General features: G+C 74.1%; 16 protein-coding genes and 1 pseudogene. 14 read left to right on the forward strand and 3 right to left on the reverse strand.

The features are described 5' to 3' along the window. The first annotated feature begins 24 nt into the window (after positions 1-24). The 6 genes from sigJ to ABZ479_RS26360 all read left to right on the forward strand — a co-directional run bounded on the left by sigJ (position 25) and on the right by ABZ479_RS26360 (position 8,617). Positions 25-906 carry an RNA polymerase sigma factor SigJ gene (gene sigJ, locus ABZ479_RS26335; RefSeq protein ID WP_500463850.1) on the forward strand — a complete coding sequence of 294 codons (882 nt, stop codon included), beginning with the start codon at positions 25-27 and terminating at the stop codon, positions 904-906. A gap of 117 nt (positions 907-1,023) precedes the next feature. Further along, entirely contained in the window at positions 1,024-1,482 is a 459-nt protein-coding gene (locus tag ABZ479_RS26340) for a carboxymuconolactone decarboxylase family protein (protein WP_500463851.1), read from the forward strand. Positions 1,483-1,535: 53 nt separating this feature from the next. Next, on the forward strand, positions 1,536-3,701 hold the full coding sequence (locus tag ABZ479_RS26345) for a SpoIIE family protein phosphatase (RefSeq protein WP_500463852.1): 2,166 nt from the start codon (positions 1,536-1,538) through the stop codon (positions 3,699-3,701). 147 nt (positions 3,702-3,848) lie between these two features. Next, complete coding sequence (locus ABZ479_RS26350) at positions 3,849-4,556, forward strand: sigma-70 family RNA polymerase sigma factor family protein (RefSeq protein WP_500463853.1); 708 nt, start codon at positions 3,849-3,851, stop codon at positions 4,554-4,556. 235 nt (positions 4,557-4,791) lie between these two features. Further along, the gene (locus tag ABZ479_RS26355; protein WP_500463854.1) at positions 4,792-6,930 is read left to right on the forward strand and encodes a SpoIIE family protein phosphatase; all 2,139 of its coding nucleotides are present in this window, start codon (positions 4,792-4,794) and stop codon (positions 6,928-6,930) included. Between the two features lie 4 nt (positions 6,931-6,934). After that, positions 6,935-8,617 (forward strand): phytoene desaturase family protein, encoded by a 1,683-nt coding sequence (locus tag ABZ479_RS26360; RefSeq protein WP_500463855.1) that lies wholly within the window; start codon positions 6,935-6,937, stop codon positions 8,615-8,617. Here ABZ479_RS26360 and ABZ479_RS26365 read toward each other — a convergent pair. Together ABZ479_RS26365 and ABZ479_RS26370 are read right to left on the reverse strand one after the other, a co-directional pair. Then, positions 8,597-10,573 (reverse strand): FUSC family protein, encoded by a 1,977-nt coding sequence (locus ABZ479_RS26365; RefSeq protein ID WP_500463856.1) that lies wholly within the window; start codon positions 10,571-10,573, stop codon positions 8,597-8,599. The genes ABZ479_RS26360 and ABZ479_RS26365 overlap by 21 nt on opposite strands. 156 nt (positions 10,574-10,729) lie before the next feature. After that, on the reverse strand, positions 10,730-11,797 hold the full coding sequence (locus ABZ479_RS26370; RefSeq protein ID WP_500463857.1) for an alkene reductase: 1,068 nt from the start codon (positions 11,795-11,797) through the stop codon (positions 10,730-10,732). 139 nt (positions 11,798-11,936) lie between these two features. Between ABZ479_RS26370 and ABZ479_RS26375 the strand changes: the two genes are divergently transcribed. Then, positions 11,937-12,302, forward strand: coding sequence for a winged helix-turn-helix transcriptional regulator (locus ABZ479_RS26375; RefSeq protein ID WP_499601171.1), 366 nt, complete (start codon positions 11,937-11,939; stop codon positions 12,300-12,302). Positions 12,303-12,353: 51 nt separating this feature from the next. Here ABZ479_RS26375 and ABZ479_RS26380 read toward each other — a convergent pair whose 3' ends face one another. Next, the gene (locus ABZ479_RS26380) at positions 12,354-12,878 is read right to left on the reverse strand and encodes a signal peptidase II (RefSeq protein WP_499601173.1); all 525 of its coding nucleotides are present in this window, start codon (positions 12,876-12,878) and stop codon (positions 12,354-12,356) included. A 150-nt stretch (positions 12,879-13,028) separates the two neighbouring features. On the opposite strand from ABZ479_RS26380, the gene ABZ479_RS26385 reads away from it, so the two are divergent. From ABZ479_RS26385 to ABZ479_RS26415, 7 genes and pseudogenes are all read left to right on the forward strand, one after another. Beyond that, complete coding sequence (locus ABZ479_RS26385) at positions 13,029-13,514, forward strand: MarR family winged helix-turn-helix transcriptional regulator (RefSeq protein WP_500463858.1); 486 nt, start codon at positions 13,029-13,031, stop codon at positions 13,512-13,514. Between the two features lie 188 nt (positions 13,515-13,702). After that, positions 13,703-14,767, forward strand: a complete 1,065-nt coding sequence (locus tag ABZ479_RS26390; RefSeq protein ID WP_500463859.1) for a patatin-like phospholipase family protein — start codon at positions 13,703-13,705, stop codon at positions 14,765-14,767. Continuing rightward, positions 14,764-15,990: a macrolide family glycosyltransferase gene (locus ABZ479_RS26395; protein WP_500463860.1), complete on the forward strand. Its 1,227-nt coding sequence runs from the start codon at positions 14,764-14,766 to the stop codon at positions 15,988-15,990. Before ABZ479_RS26390 ends, ABZ479_RS26395 begins: the two co-directional genes overlap by 4 nt. A 3-nt stretch (positions 15,991-15,993) precedes the next feature. Next, positions 15,994-16,482 carry a hypothetical protein gene (locus tag ABZ479_RS26400; RefSeq protein WP_500463861.1) on the forward strand — a complete coding sequence of 163 codons (489 nt, stop codon included), beginning with the start codon at positions 15,994-15,996 and terminating at the stop codon, positions 16,480-16,482. Next, a complete protein-coding gene (locus tag ABZ479_RS26405; RefSeq protein WP_500463862.1) occupies positions 16,479-17,447 on the forward strand; it encodes a hypothetical protein in 969 nt (322 codons plus the stop codon). The genes ABZ479_RS26400 and ABZ479_RS26405 overlap by 4 nt, the downstream gene beginning before the upstream one ends. Positions 17,448-17,726: 279 nt before the next feature. Then, the gene (locus tag ABZ479_RS26410) at positions 17,727-20,681 is read left to right on the forward strand and encodes a M14 family metallopeptidase (protein ID WP_500463863.1); all 2,955 of its coding nucleotides are present in this window, start codon (positions 17,727-17,729) and stop codon (positions 20,679-20,681) included. 453 nt (positions 20,682-21,134) lie between these two features. Beyond that, positions 21,135-21,436: pseudogene (locus ABZ479_RS26415) on the forward strand (ABC transporter substrate-binding protein); the annotation flags it as partial.

Here is a 21,436-nt window from a genome sequence, read left to right on the forward strand (position 1 = left end):
GGGGGTGAAGGAGGTCCCGTCAGCATGAGTCGCACGCCCACGCCCGGGCCGCCCGCGACGCTCGAGGCCGAGTGGGAGACGCACCGGCCCGCCGTCTTCGGGGTGGCGTACCGCCTGCTGGGAACCGTCGCCGACGCCGAGGACGTGGCCCAGGACGTGTGGCTGCGGGCGGCCGGAGCGGATCTGCGCGCCGTCGTCGATCTGCGGGCCTGGCTGATCACGGTGGCCGCCCGGCGTTCGTACGACATCCTGAAGTCCGCGCGCGTCCGCCGGGAGACCTATGTGGGGCCGTGGCTCCCCGCGCCGTTGCTGACGGGACCGGACGCTTCGGAGCCGGTGCTCGTCGACGAGTCCGTCGGGTCGGCGATGCTCCTGGTCATGGAGGCGCTGACCCCGCCGGAAAGGGTGGCCTTCATCCTCCACGACGTCTTCGGCCTCCCGTTCGCCCGGATCGCCGACGTGCTGGACGCCTCCGGGCCCGCCGCCCGCCAACTCGCCTCGCGGGCCCGGCGGAAGGTGGCCGAGGCGAGGCAGTCCACGCCGCAGGCGTCCCGGGCGGAGCGGGAACGGCTGCTCATCGCGTTCCGCGCCGCCTACGAGGCCGGGGACCTGGCGGGCCTGGTGCGGCTGCTCCACCCGGAGGCCGTGTACGTCACCGACGGCGGAGGCAGGGTCGTCACCGCGCGCAAGCTCGTCCACGGCGGCGCCCGCATCGCCCGGCTGATGTTGGGGTTGCTGTCCCGGTGGCGTCCGGAGCGCATCGACCTCGTCGAGGTCGGCGGCGAACCCGCCCTCCTGCACCGCCGCGCGGGCCGGGTCTTCTCGGTGGACACGGTGGAGATCCGGGACGGCCTGATCACCGCGTACCGCAGGGTGGTCAACCCCGACAAGATCGCGCACCTCTGAACCTGCCATGTCCTACGGGCACCCCTGACACCGCACCGGACGGAACGCCGTCGTGCGCGGGGCCCGGCCCTGGACGAGGCTTGCCCGACAGACGACCCCCCCCAGGAGGAGACACCCATGAGCGAGCAGCAGCGCGTCAACATCGGGAAGCAGGACCCGGCCAGCTACCAGGCGCTTCTCGCCCTGTCCGAGACGGTGCAGGAGAGCGCCGCCGCGGCGGGTCTCGACCCGCTGCTGGTCGAACTGCTGAAGATCCGCACGTCGCAGCTGAACGGCTGCGCGTTCTGCCTGCGGATGCACACCCGCGACGCGCTCAAGAAGGGCGAGGACCCGGACCGCATCGCGGTGCTGCCCGCGTGGGCGGAGGCCGGCTACTTCTCCGCGACCGACCGTGCCGCCCTGCGCCTGACCGAGGCGATCACGCACGTCGCGGACGGGCACGTGAGCGACGCGGAGTACGAGGCGGCCGCGGCCGTGCTCTCCGCTGACCAGGTCTCGGCGGTCGCCTGGCTGGCGACGGTGATGAACGCCTTCAACCGCGTCGCGATCACCAGCCGCTACCGGGTCGCCGGCTGAGCCGGTCAGCGGCTCCCGGGCGGCGCCGGCCGGTCCGGACGTACCGTTGACCCATGCGCGCCACACCGGACGACGGTGCCGCCCGGGCGTACGCGGCGAGCCCCGCCGACGCCGCCGGGCCGGCGCTCCGGGCGGAACTCGACCGGCTGCTCGACCTCGCCGCCCGTGACACGGGCGCCCACGCGGCCGCGCTGTTCCTGCTGGTCCCCGAGGGCGACGCGCTGCGGCTCGAGGCGAGCACGGGCATGCCGGTGGACTTCCTCGCGCCGTGGTTCGGGGTGGGCCTGGCCAGCCACGTGCCCGTGGCCGACGCGGTGCGCGAGCGGCGGCTGGTGTGGCTCAGCAAGCCCCAGGAACTCGCCCGCCGCTACCCGCGCACCGCGATCGCCATGCCGTACCACTTCGCCGTGGCCGCGGCACCGGTCCTCGGCGGCGAGGCACCCAGAGGAGCGCTCCTGCTGTTCTGGCCCTGCTGCGACTCCGCCGAGGTCTCCGGACCCAGCCACGAGCGGGTCGGTGCCGCCTGCCGGCGCCTGGGGCGGTTCCTCCAGGACGCCGCGGACGCCGGGCACCCGGTCGCCCCCGCGGTGTACCCGCGGACGCTGTCGCAGCCGCCCGCCCGGGAGCGGGCACCGGCCGAGACGCTGGCCGCGGCGCGGTTCGCCGAACGCCTGCCGGGAGGCAGCTCCACCCTCGACCTCGAGGGCAGGGTCACCTACATCAGCGAGAGCGCTGCGGCCCTGCTCGGCGAGAGCGTCGCGGGTCTCCTCGGCAAACGCCCCTGGGAGGCGATGGCGTGGTCGACCGATCCCGCCTTCGAGGACCGCTTCCGCGCCGCCGTGGTCAGCCGGCAGCCGGAATCCTTCACGGCGATGGTGCCGCCGGACCGGTGGCTCGCCTTCGAGCTCTACCCCGACGCCTCCGGGGTGAGCGTCCGCATCGTCGGCCTCGGCGCCGACCGTGTGCGGAACGCGGCGCGCCCCGGCACGGCGGCGCCGCGGGGCGCGCCGATCCCGCTGGGCGAGATCTACCAGGTGATGCACCTGGCCGCCGCCCTCTCCGAAGCGGTCGGCGTGGGGGACGTGGTCGACCTGGTCGCGGACGAACTGCTGCCGACCTTCCGGGCCACGACGCTGGCCCTGGCCCTCTACGAGGACGGCGGCCTGAAGTTCGTGGGCTGCCGGGGCCACAATCCGTGCCCCCTGGAGATCTACACGGGTGCGGTGGTCAACTCCGCGGCCGGGGTCGGGACCCTCGCCGAAGGCGTGCCGGCCTTCTTCGCCACCTTCGAGGAGATGGCCGCCGTCTACCCGCGCGCCTCGCGACGCGAGGGCCTGCAGGCCTGGGCGTACCTGCCGCTGATCGCCTCGGGGCGGCCCGTGGGCCTGTGCGTCCTCGCCTTCGACCGGCCCCACCACTTCTCCGGCAACCAGCGCACCGTGCTGACCGCGCTGGCGGGGCTGGTCGCCCAGGCACTGGAGCGGGCCCACCTCTACGACACCAGCAAGGAGCTGGCGGAGACCCTGCAGGCGGCCATGCTCCCCGACTCGCTGCCGGACCTCCCGGGACTCGACGTCGCCGCCCGTTACCTGCCCAGCGTCCGCGGCATGGACATCGGCGGCGACTTCTACGACCTGGTCCGCGTCGACGACACCACCGCGGCCGCGATCATCGGCGACGTCCAGGGCCACCACGTCAGGGCCGCCGCGCTCATGGGCAGGATCCGGCCCGCCATCCGCTCCCAGGCCGCCGCGGGGGCGGCACCGGCGGAGGCCCTGCGCCAGGCCAACCGGCAACTGGTCGAGCTCGACCCCGGCCGCTTCGTCAGCTGCCTGTACGCCCGGCTCGACCTCGCGCACGGCCGGGCCCTGCTGGCCACCGCCGGCCACCTGCCCCCGGTGGTGCTCCACCCGGACGGGCACGCGGAGGTCCTCAGGGTGCAGCCGGGACTGCTGCTCGGCATCGACCCGGAGGCGGACTACCCCACCACCGAGATCCCGCTGGAGCGGGGCGGCGTCCTTGCCCTCTACACCGACGGGCTGGTCGAGACCCCCGGGGTCGACCTCGACGACGCCATGGACGGGCTCGCCGACCGCCTCGCGCGGACGGCTCCCGGGCCCGTCGACCGTCTCGCCACGGACCTGATCGACCAGGCGCGCAGGACCGCCCCGCGGACGGACGACATCGCCCTGCTGCTGATCAAGTGCGCCGCCGCGTGACCCGCGCCGCCGCGTGACCTGCGCGGGTCGTCACACCCGTGCGGGGCGTCTCGTCTCCCTCACGGGACCGGGAGGAAGCCCCCGACTTCTGCGAGGTTGATGCGTGCGGCCGCGTTGTGTGGTGTCGTACGAGAGGGAGGATGCCGCATGGACGTTGCCAGGGACGCGGTGCCGATCGTGGAGCTGCTCGACGAGCGCCGGCACCTGCTGGACGTCGCCCACCGGATGTCGGGCAGCCGCCGCGAGGCGGAGGGCGTGATCGACGAGACCTACCGGCGCTGGTACGCGCTGTCCGACACCGAGCGTGCGCGGATCACCTCGCCCCGGGCCTGGCTGTCGGCGACCGCCGACGGCATCTGCCGGGGCCGCCCGGCCACGCACGGCGGGGAACGCGACGCGGGGTCGGCCGTCGCGGGGGCGGGGTACGAAGAGCTCACCGCCGCCGCGCTCCGCCGGCTCCAGGCACGGCGCTCCGGGCCGTCGGCCGCGCTGGAGCACGACGCGGTCGTCCGCGCCGTCGGGGAGGCCTGCCGGGCGGGTGACGCCGCGTCGCTCGCGTCCGCGCTGTCCCCCGACGCCATGGCCGTGTTCGACGGCGGTGGCAAGGTCCGGACGACGGTCCGGTCGGTGCACGGCAGCGAGCAGGTCACCCACAGCTTGCTGACGCTGCTCGGCCCCCATCCGCGCACCACGCTGACCGCCCAGTCCGTGAACAGCCGCACCGGACTCGTGGCGCGCTGCGACCACTCCGTGGCCGCCGTGATCAGCCTCGACGTCAGCGAACGCCGGGTGGCCCAGGTCTGGGCCGTGCTCAACCCGGAGAAGCTGCGCCGGTGGAACCGGAATGCCCCCTGACCTGGGGTGATCGCCCTCGCTGAAGGCCGTGGACGGTAGCCGGCGCTTGTGGATGCCGTAGTGCCCCTTGGGGCGTATGGTCCGTTTATGGGACCAGAGCGGTGTGGTGGCCGCGGGGCTCAGCGGCACCTACGGACGGCTCGGCGCGCACGGTACCGCCGGTGGCCGTCCCACGCGTCGTCCCGGGACCCAGGCGACGGGGGCGAACGCGGTGACCCGGCATGACGTGAGGCCGATGACGGGCGGCCTGCGGCGGCTCGCCGGCCTGTTCGAGGGTCTCGTCCGCGACACCGACACCGCGGTGGGCATGCTCTACGTCCTCGCGCCGGGGGAGCGGTCGCTGGAACTGGTGGCCCTGTCCGGTACGTCCCAGCGGCTGGCCGCCCCGTGGGCGCGGATCTCCCTGGACGACGCGGCACCGGTCGCGCAGGCGGTACGGGAGCACACGCTGGTGTGGGTGGGCAACTCCCGGGAGCTGGCCCAGCGCTTCCCCCGGGTCGCGCTGGTGGCCCCCTACGAGATCATGCTGGCGGCGGCGCCGATCACGGACGGCAACGTGACGTGGGGCGCGGTGTGCCTGATGTGGCCCGCCTGGCACCCGCCGGTCCTGAGCCCCTTCGAGCGGGACGTGATCGGCATCTTCTGCGGCAGGTCGGGGCGGCTCCTGAGGCACTACGCGGACCGGGGCCATCCCGTCGTCGCCGGCCCGGACGTCCTCACCCTGCGGTCGGCGCGCCGCCGCACGCCGGGCCGGGCCGAGGCCCTCGCGGCGTACGACTTCGCCGAGCGGCTGCCGACCGGATGCTGCTCCCTGGACCTGGAGGGCCGGGTCAGGTTCCTCAACGCGGCGGCCGAGGACCTGCTCGGCGTCGGCGCCGCGGACCTGATGGGATCACCGCCGTGGGAGCGCCTGCTGTGGATGGACGGCCCGGCGTTCGAGGACGCGTACCGCGCCGCCGTCATCAGCAAGCAGACCACCGCCTTCACCGCCCTGCGCCCCCCTGACCAGTGGCTGTCCTTCCGCCTCGACCCGGGGCCCTCCGGGATCAGCGTCACCGTCACCCCGGCGGAGGGGGAGCCCGCGCCGCCCGCCGCCGGCCCGGCCGTCCCTCCCGGCGCCCGCGGATCGGTCGGCGCCTCGGCCATGTACCAGCTGATGTACCTGGCCGCGACGCTCACCGAGGCGGTCGGCGTGCAGGACGTGGTCGACCAGGTCGCCGACCAACTGGTCCCGGCGTTCGAGGCCCAGGGACTGGTCGTGCTCACCGCCGAGGGCGGGCGGCTGCGCGTCGTCGGGCACCGCGGCTACAGCGACGAGTTCATGGCCCAGGTCGACGGCGCGCCCCTGACCTCCTCCATCGTGACCGCCCAGGCCCTCACCCGCGGCACCCCGCTGTTCTTCCCCAGCTACGCCGACCTGCACCGCGCCTACCCGCTGGCCCTGCGCTTCCGCAACAGGGACGCGTGGGCCTTCCTGCCGCTGATCACCTCGGGACGGCCGGTCGGACTGCTCGTCCTGTCCTACGACCGGTCCCGCCCCTTCCCCCAGGCCGAGCGCAACGTCCTCATCGCCCTGGCCGGGCTGATCGCGCAGGCCCTGGACCGCGCCCACCTCTACGACACCAAGCACCAGCTCGCCCGCACCCTGCAGACCGGCCTGCTGCCCAAGGAACTGCCCCGGGTACCGGGCCTCGACGTCGCCGCCCGTTACCTACCGGCCGGCCACGGGAGCGAGATCGGCGGCGACTTCTACGACCTCATACGCTGCGGCCCCCGCTGCGCGGCCGTCACCATCGGCGACGTCCAGGGGCACAACCTGCAGGCCGCGGCCCTCATGGGACAGGTCCGCATCGCCGTCCACGCCCACGCCACCGCCCACTCCTCACCGGGCGACGTGCTGGCCCGGACCAACCGCCTGCTCTCCGACCTGGACACCGGCCTGTTCACGAGTTGCCTCTTCGCCCACATCGACCTGGTGCGGCACGTCGGCCGGCTCGCCACCGCCGGCCACCCGCCGCCCCTGATCCGCCACCCCGACGGCCGCGCGGGCATCCTCGGCATGACGCCGGGCCTGCTGCTGGGCATCGCGCCGGACGGCGACTACCCCACCGAGGAGATCCCGCTGCCCCCGGGCACGCTGCTGGCGCTGTACACCGACGGCCTCGTCGAATCGCCCGGCGTCGACGCCGAGTCCGCCGCCCGCGACCTGGTGCGGCACCTGGTCGACACGGCCGACCGGGGCGTGGACGCCGTCGCGGACGGTCTCCTCGAACACGCCCTGCGGACCGCCCCCGGAACCGACGACACGGCCCTGCTGATCGTCCGCCCGGACGGTTCCGCGGCCACCCCACCGGCGAACGGAGGACAGGGATGAACCCATGCGGAAGCGGGAGGACGGACGGAGCGGGGAGGGCCGCGCGATGACGGCCGGCGACTCCTACGACGCGGTCGTCGTCGGCGGCGGCCACAACGGGCTGGTGGCGGCCCTGTACCTGGCGCGCGCGGGGTGGTCGGTGGCCGTGCTGGAGCGCAACGCCCGCGTCGGAGGAGCCATCGCGGACGGCGAGGTGACCCTGCCCGGGTTCGTGCACGACCTGTACTCCACCAACCAGAACCTCTTCCTCGGCTCCCGGGCGCACGCCGACTTCGGCGCCGAACTCGCCCGCCACGGGCTGCGGTTCCGCACCACGGACCGGCCCTACGCCAATGTGTTCCCCGACGGCCGCAGCGTCCGGGTCTACGGCGACCACGCGCGCACGACGCGGGAACTGGCCGCACACGACGCCCGGGACGCCGAGGGCTTCGAGCGCCTCTACCGCGAGTACCGGCGGTTCGCGCCCCACCTGTTCGCGCTGTACGGGTCCGCGCTGCCGTCCCGTTCGGCGGCGCGCCAGGTGCTGGGCCTGCTGCGCCGTCACGGTGTGCGCGGCGCGGCCGACCTGGCGCACACGCTGCTCATGAGCACCCGCGAACTGGGCGAGGTCTGGTTCGCCACGCGCGAGGCGCAGGCGATGGCGGCCTGCTGGGGCATGCACCTGGACTTCGCGCCCGACGTGTCCGGCGGGGCGATGTTCCCCTTCCTGGAACTGTTCGCGGACATGGAGAACGGCATGTCCGTCGTCGAGGGCGGCGCGGGGCGGCTGCCGGAGGCGCTCGCGGCCGTGCTCGCCGACCACGGCGGCGAGGTGCGCACCGGTGTCGAGGTCACGCGCGTGCTGTGCCGTGACGGGCGGGCCGTCGGCGTGCGCACCGCGGACGGCGCCATGGTGACCGCGCGGCGCGCGGTGGTCGCGAACACCGCTCCCGGCGTGCTGTACCGGCACCTGCTGGAACCGGAGCAGGTGCCCGCGCGCGTGCGCCGCCAGGCGGACCGCTTCCTGTACGGCCCGGGCACGCTGATGCTGCACCTCGCGCTCGACGGCCCCCTGCCGTGGGCGGCGGGCGAGGAGCTGTCCGACTTCGGGTACGTCCATGCGGCGCCGTACGTCGACGACCTCGCGCGCACCTACACCGAGTCGCAGGCGGGGCTGCTGCCCGCGGACCCGCTGCTGATCGTCGGTCAGACCTCCGCGGTCGACCCCACGCGGGCCCCCGCCGGCCGCCACGTCGTGTGGATCCAGGTGCGTACGATGCCCGTCCGCATCCGCGGTGACGCGGCGGGCACGATCACGCAGACCGGGTGGCCCGAGGTCGCCGAGGCGATGACCGACCGGGTGCTGGCCAAGCTGGAGAGGTACGCACCCGGCTGCCGGGCCCGGATCGCCGGCGTCACCGCGTACACCCCGCGGGACCTGGAGGCGGCCGATCCCAACCTGGTGGGCGGGGACAGCACCGGGGGCAGCCACCACCTGTCCCAGAACTTCCTGTTCCGGCCGATGCCCGGGCACGGCGGCTACCGCACCGCGGTCCCCGGTCTGTACCTGACCGGTGCCGCGACGTGGCCCGGTGCCGGGAACAACGCCGCGTCGGGGCACCTCGCGGCGTGCCGGGTGCTGAAGGACTCCCGTCCGCGGCCACGCGGACGACGCCCCCGGGCGGGCTCAGCGCCGGCCGCGCCGTAGCGGGCGGCAGCGGCATTCCTCGGGGTGGGGGGTGCTCAGGGCGCTGTGGAGGGCGTCCAGAGCGGCCTCCAGACGGGCCGGCGTCGTCGGGCCGTGAAGGCCGAGGGGCGGGGGAGGGGCACCCGTCGCCGCGGCATCGGCGAGGGTGTCGAAGGCGTGCCCGACCCGCGCGGCGTCGCCCGGTCCGGGCCGTGCCCGCGGGGGGAGCGGGCGGGTGGTGGAGATGGCCAGGTAGCCGAGTTGCTGGGTGGCGGCGATGGCGGGCCAGAGCCGGGCGAGTTCGCAGGGCGCGGTGCGGTCGCCCGCGGCGCTGTCGGCGACGGTGCGGAGGTTGATCAGGTCGGTGCGCAGGCGGTGCCGGGCCGTCGCGGCGCCGCTGTGCCCGGCGTCGTCGTCGGCGGTGAGGATCAGGTGCCAGGCCGCGCCTTCCGCGCGGATGACGTGGGCGAGGGTGCCGGCGAGCCGGACGGTCGAGGTGCGCCGCCACAGCGTGAGACCCGCCGCCACGCCGACGGCGCAGCCGCACACCGTGTCGAGGAGGCGGGCGGTGACGAGGTGTTCCACGGGCATCGCCGGCTGCGCGGCCTCGGTCAGGAACAGCGACAGCGGAGTGATGAAGGCGACGCCGAGGGCGTAGTTGTGGGCCAGGACGGCTTCCGCGGCGAACTGGGCGAGCATCACGGCCGCCACCAGCGCCGCCGCGCCGGGGTGGAACGCCAGGACGGCCCCGCCGAGCAGGACGCCCGCGGCGGTGCCGGCGCCGCGTTGCAGGCCGCGCCGGAGCACGGTGGTGACGTTGGCGCCCTGCAGCACGACGATGGCGGCGCCGGAGGCCCAGTACGGCTGCGCGAGGCCGCTCAGGTGGGCGAGCCAGCCGGCGACGACGGCGCCCGATCCGACGCGCAGCGCTGCGGGCAGGACCAGCGAGTGCCGTTTCCTGGCGGAGGCCAGCAGCCGTGTGGCGCTGGACGGTTCGAGGAGTTCCCCCGTGTCGGCCGGCGGCGCCCCCGACACGGCGTCGCGCACCGCCCGTTCGACCTCGCCGCGTACGGCGCGCCGCGCGGCGGGCTCCGTTCCGGGCCCGGGCTCCGTTCCCGGCCCGGGTGCCGCGACCGGGGCGGCCGCACGGTGCTCGCGGAGGCAGCCGGCGGTGCGGCGCAGCGCCGCGGCCAGTTCCCGCGGGAGCGGCTCGCGCGGGCCCGCGGCGGCCCGGACGGCGGCGGCGAAGACGTGGTGGGCCTGGCGTACGGCGGGCCGCAGCCGTGCCCGGCCGCCGGCCCGGAGGGGCTGGGGCGGGGCCGCGACGGCGTACCAGGCGGTGCGCAGCGCGATGGCGGCCTGGTGCTGGGCGGCGTCCTGACGGGGTCCGCCGATCGCGTCGAGGTAGGCGGCGAGTTGTTCGTAGGCGTCCGCGACGGCCCTGGTCTCCGGCCCGTCCCGGTCGATCAGGAACCCCGACATCGAGACCAGCCAGGCGCAGGCCGCGCCGGCCGCGGTGAGCGCGACGCGCTGACCGGTCAGCGCGGCGTCGGCGGGCAGCGGGGTCGACATCGCACAGGCGAGGGCGAACAGGTAGCCGCCCGGCGGCCCGATCCGCAGCGCGTCGCAGACGTACGTGGCGACCGCGCCGACGAGGCCGATGACGACCGGCGCGAGCCAGGTCCTGCCCCCGGCCAGCGACCCGGCGGCGACGGAGAGCACGAAGCCCGCCCCCACCCCGGCCAGGAGCACCGCCCGCCTGCCGTAGGGCTCCTTGGCACCGTAGACGGCGCTGAAGGCACCCATGGTGGCGGTCAGCCCCCACGCCAGGTGGTCCGTCGCGGCACCGGCGGTCAGGGGGATGCCCATGCTCGACGCCGCGCGCAGACCGGCGGCGTACCGGTAGCCGGGACCGCCGCCCGGGCGCAGGGCGTCCCGCAGGAAGCCGCCGGCACGGGTGGCTGGGAACTGGGGCAAGCTCGTGGCCTCCGAACGTCCGGACGGCGATGGACCCCGTGCCCCGCCCGCGCCGTGGGACGAGTCCTACCAGAGCGCCGGGCGCGTCCCCGGGAGGGGAGGCGCCCGGCGCGTCCGCCCGTGGCGCGCCGCCGCCGGGGCGGCGCGCGGGCGGGGTCAGACGAGGGCCGGGTAGTCGGTGTAGCCCCGCTCGTCGCCGCCGTAGAAGCTCGCCGGGTCCGCGGTGTTGTAGGGCCCCTGGGCCTTGATGCGGCTGACGAGGTCGGGGTTGGCGAGGAAGGCCCGGCCGAGGGTGACGGCGTCGGCGACGCCCTCGGCGAAGACGTCGGCCACCGCCTCGTGGGGCGGGCGCTCGTCGTCGTACTGGGGGTTGAGGACGAGCGTGCCGGGCCAGGCGGCACGGATCTTGCGCGTCAGGTCGCGTCCGGCCTGCTCACGGGTGTGGACGTAGGCGAGCGGCAGGTCCGCCAGGGCGGTGAGCAGGGCGGTGTACAGCTCGACGGGGTCGTTCTCGACGATGCCCTGGTCCGTGATGCCGGGGGAGATGCGCAGTCCGACGCGCTCCGCGCCGACGGCCTGGGCCACGGCCCTGACGGTCTCCACGACGAAGCGGATGCGGTTCTCGGTGCTGCCGCCCCAGCGGTCGGTGCGGAGGTTGACGCTGTCGGAGAGGAACTGGTGGAGCAGGTAGCCGGAGGCGGAGTGGAGCTCCACGCCGTCGAAGCCAGCGGCGATGGCGTTGCGCGCCGCCGAGGCGTGGTCGGCGATCGTCCCGAGGATCTCCTCCTCGGTCAGTTCGCGCGGGACGTCGTGCTCCTTCGGCCCCTCGGCGGTGTACGTGACGCCGGGCGCCCGAACGGCGGACGGCGCCACGGGGACCAGGCCGGTCAGGTCCCGGTGGCCGATCCGGCCGGAGTGCATGATCTGGGCGAAGATGCGGCCGCCCGCCGCGTGGACGGCGTCGGTCACGGTGCGCCACGCGGCCACCTGCTCGTCGCTGTGCAGGCCCGGGGTCGCGTTGTAGCCCTGGCCGACCCGGCTGGGCTGGGTGCCCTCGGTGATGATCAGCGCGGCCGCCCCGGCCCGCTGCGTGTAGTAGTCGACCATGGCCCCGGTGGCGAGTCCGCCCTCGGCGGTCGCGCGGTTGCGGGTCATGGGCGACATGAAGATCCGGTGGGGGACCTGGGTCTCACCGACGGTGATGGGCTCGAACGGTGTGGTCATCTCTGGTGCTTCCTTGTCCGGCGGAGGGTACGGCCACCCCAGGGATAGGGGCTATCCATTTGAAAGTGGCTGGCCGGGTGAAAGCTAACAGGGTCGGCCCCCTGTGGGCAAGTCGCTATCCATTGGTAAGCTGGCTGGTATGAGCGGTTACGAGCCCGACTTCTGCCCTCGCTACCACCTGGCCGTCGAGATGATCGGACGCCGGTGGGCGGGGGTGATCCTGCGTGAGCTGCTCCGTGGCGCGACGCACTTCCGCCAGATCAGCGACGCCATCCCCGACATCACCGACAAGCTGCTGTCGGACCGCCTCAAGCGCTTCGAGCAGGAGGGCGTGGTGGAACGCCACGTCCTGCCGACCACCCCGGTGACCATCGAGTACCACCTCACCGCCAAGGGCCGCGCCCTGGAGGAGGTCGTCCGGGAGATCTCGACGTGGGCCGAGTCGTGGCTGCCGGCCGATGAGGAGGCGGCTGCGTCCGGCGAGGACGTCGAGCCGGCGGCGTGAGGCCGCGCCGCGGCCGCACGCCCTGCGCGTGCGCCGCGTCCTGCGGTGTGGTTACCGCTCCAGCGCCCCGGTTCCGGCGGTGCCGCTCGCTCCCGCGCCGCTCGCGGCGGCGGCACGCAACGGGACGCCGCGGAAGGTCTGGATGAGCACGATCACGGCACCCGCCGTGACGCACTGGTCGGCGAGGTTGAAGATCCCGGAATCGCCGACCTGGATGAAGTCCAGCACGGCGCCCCGGCCGAACCCGGGGGTGCGGAAGAGGCGGTCGGCGAGGTTGCCGCCGGCGCCCGCGAAGATCAGCCCGAGGCCGGCCGCCCAGCCCGTGGAACGCACGGAACCGGCGACCCGCGTGATGGCCGCCAGCGCCACGATCGCCACCAGGGTGAAGAGCAGGGTCGCGCGGGGTGCGAAGGAGCCGGCCGCCCCGGAGTTGCGGAACGCGGTGAAGGTCACCGCACCGCCCAGGGCGTACCTGGGCTCGTGGCCCTCGACGACCACGGCGGCGATCGCCTTCGTGATCTGGTCCACGGCCAGTCCGGCCGCCGCAACCGTCCACAGCAGATACGCCCGCCGCACCGCCCACCTCCTGATCGCTGGTGACCGCACCGAGCGTACGCGCAGCTCCCGGCGGAGGAGCGGGCACCCGGAACGGGCGGCGGTGCCCGGCCGGTATGTGGTATCACTCGATACGGTATTGAATGTGTAGATAGCTGGTAATGTGCGTCCATGACTGCCGACACCCCTCGTGAGGCCGGTGCCCCGCGTGCCACCGACCGTCCCGGCGACACCTCGCCGTTCGCCCTGGGCCTGCTGCTGCGCCGGGCGCACTGGCGTGCCGGTGCCGTGATGGTGGAGGCGCTCAGGCCGCTCGGCATCGAGATGCGGCACTTCGCGGTGCTGCTGGTCCTGGTCGGCCGCGGGCCCACGGTGCAGCGGGACCTGGCCGCGGCGACGGGGTCCGACAAGGCGGGGATCATGCGGGTCGTGGACGACCTGGAGCGCAAGGGGCTCGCGGTCCGCAAGGGCGTCCCGGGGGACCGTCGGGTGCGGGCGGTGGAGATCACCCCGGCGGGCCTGGAGCTGTTCGACGCGGCCCACGAGGCGGCGGCGCCGCTGGCCGAGCGCCTGGTCGCCGACCTGGGCCCCGGTGAGGCCGAACTGCTGACGCGCCTTCTGACGCGCTTCGCCCACCCCGCGGGTGACGAGGTGTAGCCGGACCGCAGGGAGGGTCCTCAGCCGCGTGGCGTGTCCGCCACGCGGCTTTTCACTGTTTTTCCGCAAGAAATTCTCACACGTGACGGTATCGGCTGATACTATCGTTTCTGTCATGAGATGGAGGGGGTGGCAGGTCGAGCCGCGGCACCGGTCCGATGCGGTGCCGCGGTCAAGGAAGGTGGATCATGAGGATCACCCGTGGGCGGACACCGGTCCCCTCGCCCCGCACGGAGGCCCGTGGCGGCCGGCCGGCGGGCGGCGCCGGGCGAGGCGGGCGCGCATCCACCGTGCCCACCGCGGCCGACGGCCGTGTCGGCCGGCCGCAGCCTCCGGCGCCGGAGTCCCTGGGCGCCCTTCCCCGGCCCGTGGCCGCGGTGGTCGGCGCCGGCGGCGTGCTCGGGGCGGCACACGTCGGCCTGGGCTACGCGCTGGAAGAGCGCGGATTCGTCCCCGACATGATCGTCGGCACCTCGGTGGGCGCCCTGCTGGGCGCGATCGCGGCCGCTCACCCCGACGGGTCGGCGGCCTGGCTGGAGCGCGTCTGGACCGGCCTGCGCCGCCGCGAGGTGTACCCCCTCGGCTACCCGCCCTCACGGGCCAGCGTCTTCGCCGACCGCGGCCTGCGCCGGCTGATCGCCGGGTCGGGGCTGCCGTCCCGGATCGAGGAACTCCCCGTCCCCTTCACGGCGGTCGCCATGGACCTCGACACCGGGGCCGCCGCGCTCCTCGATCACGGCGACCTGGAGTCCGCCCTGCTCGCCAGCGCGGCCGTCCCCGGGATCCTGCCCCCGGTCGACCGCGAGGACAGGACGCTGGTCGACGGCGGCGTGATCGCCTACCTTCCGGTATTGGCGGCCCTCCAGGCCGGGGCCGCCAGCGTCGTGGCGCTGTCGACCGGGCCCGAGGGCGCACCGCAGGACCGGGCCGTCCGGCGCCGCGGTGCCGGCGCGGTCGCCTCCAGGGCCGGCGTGCTCCTGATGCGGCACCAGATCGAACGTGATCTGCGCGAGGTGTCCGGGCACGTCCCGACCGTCGTGCTGCCGACCGGCATCGACACCTGGCCCGCGCCCTGGGACTTCGGCCACGCGCAGCGGCTGATCAGCACCGCGCACCGTACGGCGGGGGACTTCCTCGACGCGTTGCGCGTCACCGGACCGGGTCTGTACCGGGCCGACGCCCCCCTGCCGCTCCCGGCCGGCCCGTCCTGCGCGGCCGGGGCGGCACCCATCGCACCGGAGGACCTCCCGTGAGCACCGTCGCCTTCCTCAACATCGCCATGCACGGGCGGGTCAACCCGACCCTCCCGGTGGTCGCCGAACTCGTCCGGCGCGGACACCGCGTCACCTACCACACCTCGGCCGCCTTCCAGGAGGAGATCGAGGCCGCGGGCGCCGAGGTGTACCCGTACGCCGGCGGCGAGCGGCCCCTCCCCGATCCGCCGACTCCGGTCGCGCTGCTGGAGGGGCTCGCCCACAGCGCCGTGGCCCTGCTGCCCTCCGTGCTCACGGACCTGCGGCGCATCCGGCCGGACCTCGTCGTCCACGACAACGCCTGCCCGTGGGGCGCGATCGCCGCCCGCGAACTGGGCGTGCCGGGCGTCTCCTCGTTCACGACCTTCGCGTTCAACCACCTCGTGCCGAGCCCCACCCGCGTTTCCCGGGAGTTGCTGACCGCCGCCGCGGCCAGTCCCCGCAGCCTGCGCGGCTACCTGCGGTCGCGCCGGGAGCTGTGCCGGCGCTACGACGCACGCGGACTGCCCCTGACCGACCTGGGCAACATCCGGCAGCCGCTCAACCTCGTCTACACCTCCCGGGCGTTCCAGCCCGGGGCCGGGCACTTCGACGACGCCTACCGCTTCGTGGGCCCCAGCATCGGCGCGCGCCCCCGCGACCCCTCCTTCCCCGTGGCCGAGTTGCGCGACCCCGTGGTGTACGCCTCGCTGGGCACGGTGTTCACCTCCGACCCACGACTGCTGCGTACCCTCGCCGGCGCCCTGGCCCCCCTGGCCGGCACGGTCGTCGTCTCCTCGGGACGCACCGACCCCGCCGCACTGGGCCCGCTGCCGCCCAACGTGCTCGTCCGCCCGTTCGTCCCGCAGCCCGAAGTGCTGCAGCGCGCCGCACTGTTTGTCACCCACGGGGGCATGAACAGCGTCAACGAGGCCCTGTACGCCGGTGTGCCGATGCTGGTCGTCCCCCAGGGCGCCGACCAGCCCATGGTGGCCGGCCGCGTCGAGGAACTCGGCGCCGGACTCGCGCTCACCGGGCGGGACATCACCGAGGACGCCGTACGCGGCCGCGCCGCACGGCTGCTCCAGGGGCCCGGGTTCCGGGCGGCCACGGCCACCCTGCGGGCCGCCCAACGCGAAGCCGGCGGATACCGGGGTGCCGCCGACGCGCTCGAGGAGTACCTGCGCGCGGCCCGGCCCACCGGCCGGGCGCCCGCGGCCGCTGCCGGCGCGGGGCGGAGCTGAGCCGTGACACCCCTGGTCATCACACTGCTGACGCTCGCCGGGGTGTCCGAGGCCGCCGGGCGCATCGTGCCGCTGGTCGTGCGGCGTCCCGGCATGCCGCGCACGCTCGTGGCGGGATCGCTGCTGGGCGGGGGCCTGGTCGAGAGCGCCGTGTTCGCGCTGTGGCCGCCGACCGCGGTGACACTGGCCGAACTGGTGCTGTCCCGCCCGCCCGTGGGCGCCGCGCCGGTGTGGACCGCGGACCTGGCGGCCCCGCTGGTGTTCGCCGGCGTCCTCGCCTTCCCCTGGCTCGGACCCTTCCTCCACTTCCTGCTCTTCGCCGGGGTCGGGGCCGGTCTGGCCGGCCCGCTCGCCACGGCCACCGGCGCCGGCTGGTGGGAGGCGGCCGGCTGCGTGGCCGTCGCGGGAGCCGGACTGGGACTCGCGGTCGAGGCCGTACGGCGCCTGGTCGTGCGGCTGGGCGCGACCGAGCCGCCGGAGGCGATCGCGTGAACGGCTACCTGCTCTGGGCGTTCGCGGTCGGGCCGGCCCTGATCGCCGAAGCGCTGCTGGCCCGGTACGAGGTGCTGGCCTACGGTGCCCGCTGGCGCGCCCCCGTCACCGAACTCCCGGCGGGCGTCCCCTACGCCCGCGGTGCGGCTCCCGGCGACCCCCCGGCCGCCTACCTCGTCTACCTGGACGGCATCGGCAAACGCAGGGTCCGCGACACCCGCGACGGCGGTCGACTCGTCACGGCCCTCCTGGCCAGGGCCCCGGAACTACGGGTGCTCGGCCAGGTCCAGCCGTACTCGCCCCTCGCCGACCCCCTGGCCGAACGGCCGGTGTGGGCACGGCTGCGCCGCCGCATCGGCCTGCTGCTGTTCCTGCACAACGTCATGCAGATCTTCGTCGCCGCCGACCGCCACTACCGGCCCCTGTACAACCGGGCCGTCGGCCGCCAGATCGCCACCCAGCTCCGGTTCGCCGGCTACCGTCCCGGCAGCGGCACCCCCGTGGTGCTGCTGAGCTACAGCGGCGGGGCCCAGGCCGCCACCGGCGCCGTCGGCGAACTGCACGCCCAACTGCGGGCCCCCCTGCTGCTGATCACCCTCGGCGGCTTCCACAACGGCGCCAACGACCTCACCCACGCCGCACACCTGCACCGGCTGACCAGCGCCGGCGACCGCATCGAACGGCTCGGCGGCTGGATCTTCCCGCAGCGCCGGCCACTGCTCCGGCTCAGCGGCTGGAACCGCGCCCGCCGCGCAGGCAAGATCACCACGCACCGTCTGGATCCGGCCACGCACGTCGGCCCGCAGAGCTACATCAGCCGGACCGCCCGGCTGCCCGACGGCCGCAGCCACCTCGACCGCACCGCCGACACCGTGATCGCGGTCATCCGCAGCCATCTGACCGTTTCCGCATCGCAGCCCTCGGACCGCAGGCCGCCAAAGGGCCTTCCGGACCGGGAAAGGTGAGCACCGGCCGACCCGGGAACGCGGAATGAGGTATTCCCTTCGATAGCAGGCTACCGCGAAGTACACGCGGCCTATCACAAAGCGCGTTCACGGCGATCCCGCAATTCCCCGCACCCCGCGACCCGGCTTTCGAGCAATGGCGGCCGAATTCACCGCCACCGGACGGGAAATGCCCGCCCCGCGGCGCACCCGCATCCCCGGACATGTCTTTCCCCGCATCTTGACTGGCGCCCCGACTTCTTATGGGATGGCGCCTCTGTCCTGGAACGACGTGAAGGGATGCTCGTGAGAACCAGATCCTTAACGATCGCCGCTGTCGGTGCCCTCATCCTGTGCGGTGCGACGGTGGCGCCCATGGCGCAGGCCCGCGACTCGGGCACGGCCGCCACCGAGGCGGACACCGTCAAGGTGTACCGCGCAGAAGTGACCCGAGGTCAGATCCCGCTGCTGCTCCAGGCCGGCCAGGACGCGCACGAGCTGAGCGAGCGGCCGCCGGCGCAGGGCACGGCCACGGTCGAGGTCTACCTCACCGGCAAGCAGGCGAAGGAACTGGAGAAGGAAGGCGTACGGCTCACCGAGCGCACGCTCGGAGCGAGGGCCGAGGCGCGCGTGCAGGGCGCCGCGGACAAGGTGTTCCGCCCGTACAGCGGCAAGGGCGGCATCAAGGAGGAGATCCTCGCCACCCAGCGCGCCAACCCCGGTCTGACCAAGGTCGTCTCGATCGGGAAGACCGTACGGGGGCAGGACATCCTCGCCCTCAAGCTCACCAAGGACGCCGCCAGGACGAAGGACGGCTCCAAGCCCTCCGTGCTGTACATGTCCAACCAGCACGCGCGTGAGTGGATCACGCCGGAGATGACCCGCCGGCTCATGCACCACTACCTGGACAACTACCGGACCGACAAGCGGATCAAGAAGCTCGTGGACTCCACCGAGCTCTGGTTCCTGATATCCGCGAACCCGGACGGCTACGACTACACCTTCCAGAGCGAGGACAACCGCCTCTGGCGCAAGAACCTGCGGGACAACAACGGCGACGGCGTCATCACCGCGGGCGACGGCGTCGACCTCAACCGCAACTTCGCCTACAAGTGGGGCTACGACAATGAGGGCTCCTCGCCCAATCCGGCCAGCGAGACCTACCGCGGCGCGAGCCCGAACTCCGAGCCGGAGACGCGGGCCCTGGACGCGTTCCAGAAGCGCATCGACTTCACCTACGGCATCAACTACCACTCCGCCGCCGAACTGCTCCTGTACGGGGTCGGCTGGCAGGTGGCCACGGACACCCCCGACGACGTCCTGTACAAGGCGCTCGCCGGCACGCCGGACAACTCCGCGATCCCCGGCTACCACCCGCAGGTCTCCTCCGAGCTGTACACCACCAACGGCGAGGCGGACGGCCACGCGTCCAACGTCAACGGCCTGGCGATGTTCACGCCCGAGATGTCGACCTGCCAGACCGCGTCGGACATCGACCCCGACGACCAGTGGGTGGCCTCCGACTGCCAGTCGGGCTTCAACTTCCCGGACGACGAGAAGCTGATCGAGGACGAGTTCGAGAAGAACGTCCCGTTCGCGCTCTCCGTCGCCGAGACGGCGGCCCACCCCGACGTGCCCTCCTCCTCCGTGGGCCTGGACGCCGCCGACTTCACCCCGGGTTCCTTCACCACCTCCTACTCGCGCGGTGACGACCAGCAGGTCTCGGTCGTCGCCCGCAAGTCGCTGCGCGACAGGGAACTCAACTACCGCGTCAACGGCGGCCGCACGAAGGACGAGTCGCTGCGCTCCTGGCGGGGCGGCGAGACCTACGGCGGCGAGGACAACCTCTACTTCGACGAGTACCGTGCCACGGTCCGCGACGGGGACGTCGGCGACAAGGTCGAGGTGTGGTTCACCGGCCGGACCAAGAGCGGCAAGAAGGTCTCCAGCGAGCACTTCACGTACACCGTCGCCGACCGCCCCTGGGCGGACACCCTCGTCGTCGCCGAGGAGGGCGCGGCCGCCACGCAGACCAAGGCGTACGTCGACGCGCTGAAGGCCAACGGCCACCGCGCGGCCGTCTGGGACGTGGCCACGCAGGGCGTGCCCGACGCGCTCGGGGTCCTGGGCCACTTCGGCACCGTCGTGCACTACACGGGCGCGGCCCTGCCGGGCAACCCGACCCAGCTCGAGCTGCGCGCCTACCTCAACGAGGGCGGCAAGCTGATCGAGGCGGGCGAACGGACCGGCGGCAACGTGGCCCTGGCCGACGGCACCCCGTCGAACGACTTCGCGCAGTACTACCTCGGCGCGTACTCGCGCACGTCGACCAACGGCGCCACGGGCTTCGCCGGCGCGGGCGCGCTGGCCGGAGCCGGCGGTCCGCTCGGTGCCGCCACCGGCAACCCGCTGGACACGGCCGGAACGTACCGGGTGACCTCCGACTGGCTCGCGCCCGCCACGTTCCCGCAGTTCGGCAGCAAGGGAGCCGGCCGCTACACCGGGTCCGTCGCCTCGGACGCGCCCTACGCGGGCTCCTTCATGGCGGCCGCCGTCCACACCGACGACGCCTACAACCGGCTCACCCGGACGATCGACCTCAGCGGTGTGACCGCGGCCGACGCGCCGACCCTGCGCTCGCGGTTCCTGTGGGACACCGAGCCCGGCTACGACAACGCGATCCTGGAGGTCCACACCGTCGGCGGCGACGACTGGACCACCCTCCCCGAGGCGGGCGGTGCCACCGGCACGGCCGTGCCCGCCGAGTGCGAGGCCGGGTTCTACATCGCCGAGCACCCGTGGCTGACGCACTACCTGACCCCGGGCGCGAGCGGTTGCGGGGCGACCGGCACCTCGGGCGTCTGGAACAGCTTCACGGGTTCCTCCCGGGGCTGGCAGCAGGTGAACTTCGACCTGAGCCCCTACGCGGGCAAGAGGATCGAGGTCTCGCTCAGCTACGTCACCGATCCGGGCTCCGGCGGTCAGGGCGTCCAGGCCGACGAGGCCTCGCTGGTCATCAGGGGCGCGGTCACCGAGACCGAGGGCTTCGAGACCTCCCTCGGCCCCTGGACCGTCTCCGGGCCGCCCGCGGGCAGCCCGCCCGCCCAGCGGGACTGGACGCGCACCGGCCCGCTGACGCAGGGGGCGGTCGTCACCGACGACACCGTGCTGCTGGGCTTCGGCCTCGAGCACGTCACCTCGGCGGCCGACCGCGCGACACTGGTCCGCCAGGCGCTCAAGGCACTGCGGCGATGACGGTCCGACCCGCCCGGCGACCCTGAGGGCGGGGCACGAGGAGCATTACCTCAGGCGGTCCGTACCCATCGCGGGTACGGACCGCCTTTCGCTTTCCCCCCCGGCGCCGTCCACACGGGAGCGGGCCGGAGCGGGCCGGAGCCGGCCGACAGGGCCACGGGGCGGCCGCGACCCCCCGGTAGTTCCGCCGGGCGCGAGGGCTTCTCCACCGTGCGGCAATCCGGCGTTCACCAAACGGCGGCTAGGTTCGATGTTTTGGGCGTGAGCGCCGGTGCGGCGACGCACGGCCTGATCTGCATATGTCATCGCATGCCGCCGTTCCGGCTGGTCACCCCGGTTTCCTGCCCCCGGGTGGCGCCTGGCAGGATGAGCGACCGTCTGGCGCGAATCGGAAAATAGTAACTGTATGCGCGTGAGCCAGCACAGGTTACCGCAAAGTAGTGAGGAAGTCTTGTGAGGAATCGAGTCCAGCGACTGGCGCTCCCGCTCTCCGTGACCGTGACGGCGGCCGTGGTCGCCGGCTGCGGCGCGGGAGGGGCCGACGGGGGAGCCACCGGGAAGTCCCTCACGATGGGCATCACGGACAAGGTGACCGCGGTCGATCCGGCGTCCGGCTACGACGTCGGCTCCTGGATCGTGTTCAGCAACGTCTTCCAATCGCTGCTGAGTTTCCCCAAGGGCGCGACCACGCCCGAGCCGGAGGCGGCGGAGAGCTGCAAGTTCACCGACGAGGGCAGCAAGACCTTCGACTGCAC

This window comes from Streptomyces sp. NPDC005722 (assembly GCF_040630935.1).
GTDB lineage: Bacteria > Actinomycetota > Actinomycetes > Streptomycetales > Streptomycetaceae > Actinacidiphila.

Bases quoted from the DNA above. Each gene is read 5' to 3' on its own strand.
- ABZ479_RS26360 (WP_500463855.1), top strand. From the start codon at position 6,935: ATGCGGAAGCGGGAGGACGGACGGAGCGGGGAGGGCCGCGCGATGACG.
- ABZ479_RS26385 (WP_500463858.1), top strand. From the start codon at position 13,029: ATGACTGCCGACACCCCTCGTGAGGCCGGTGCCCCGCGTGCCACCGAC.
- ABZ479_RS26340 (WP_500463851.1), top strand. From the start codon at position 1,024: ATGAGCGAGCAGCAGCGCGTCAACATCGGGAAGCAGGACCCGGCCAGC.
- sigJ (WP_500463850.1), top strand. From the start codon at position 25: ATGAGTCGCACGCCCACGCCCGGGCCGCCCGCGACGCTCGAGGCCGAG.
- ABZ479_RS26390 (WP_500463859.1), top strand. From the start codon at position 13,703: ATGAGGATCACCCGTGGGCGGACACCGGTCCCCTCGCCCCGCACGGAG.
- ABZ479_RS26410 (WP_500463863.1), top strand. From the start codon at position 17,727: ATGCTCGTGAGAACCAGATCCTTAACGATCGCCGCTGTCGGTGCCCTC.
- ABZ479_RS26350 (WP_500463853.1), top strand. From the start codon at position 3,849: ATGGACGTTGCCAGGGACGCGGTGCCGATCGTGGAGCTGCTCGACGAG.
- ABZ479_RS26375 (WP_499601171.1), top strand. From the start codon at position 11,937: ATGAGCGGTTACGAGCCCGACTTCTGCCCTCGCTACCACCTGGCCGTC.
- ABZ479_RS26355 (WP_500463854.1), top strand. From the start codon at position 4,792: ATGACGGGCGGCCTGCGGCGGCTCGCCGGCCTGTTCGAGGGTCTCGTC.
- ABZ479_RS26345 (WP_500463852.1), top strand. From the start codon at position 1,536: ATGCGCGCCACACCGGACGACGGTGCCGCCCGGGCGTACGCGGCGAGC.
- ABZ479_RS26370 (WP_500463857.1), bottom strand. From the start codon at position 11,797: ATGACCACACCGTTCGAGCCCATCACCGTCGGTGAGACCCAGGTCCCC.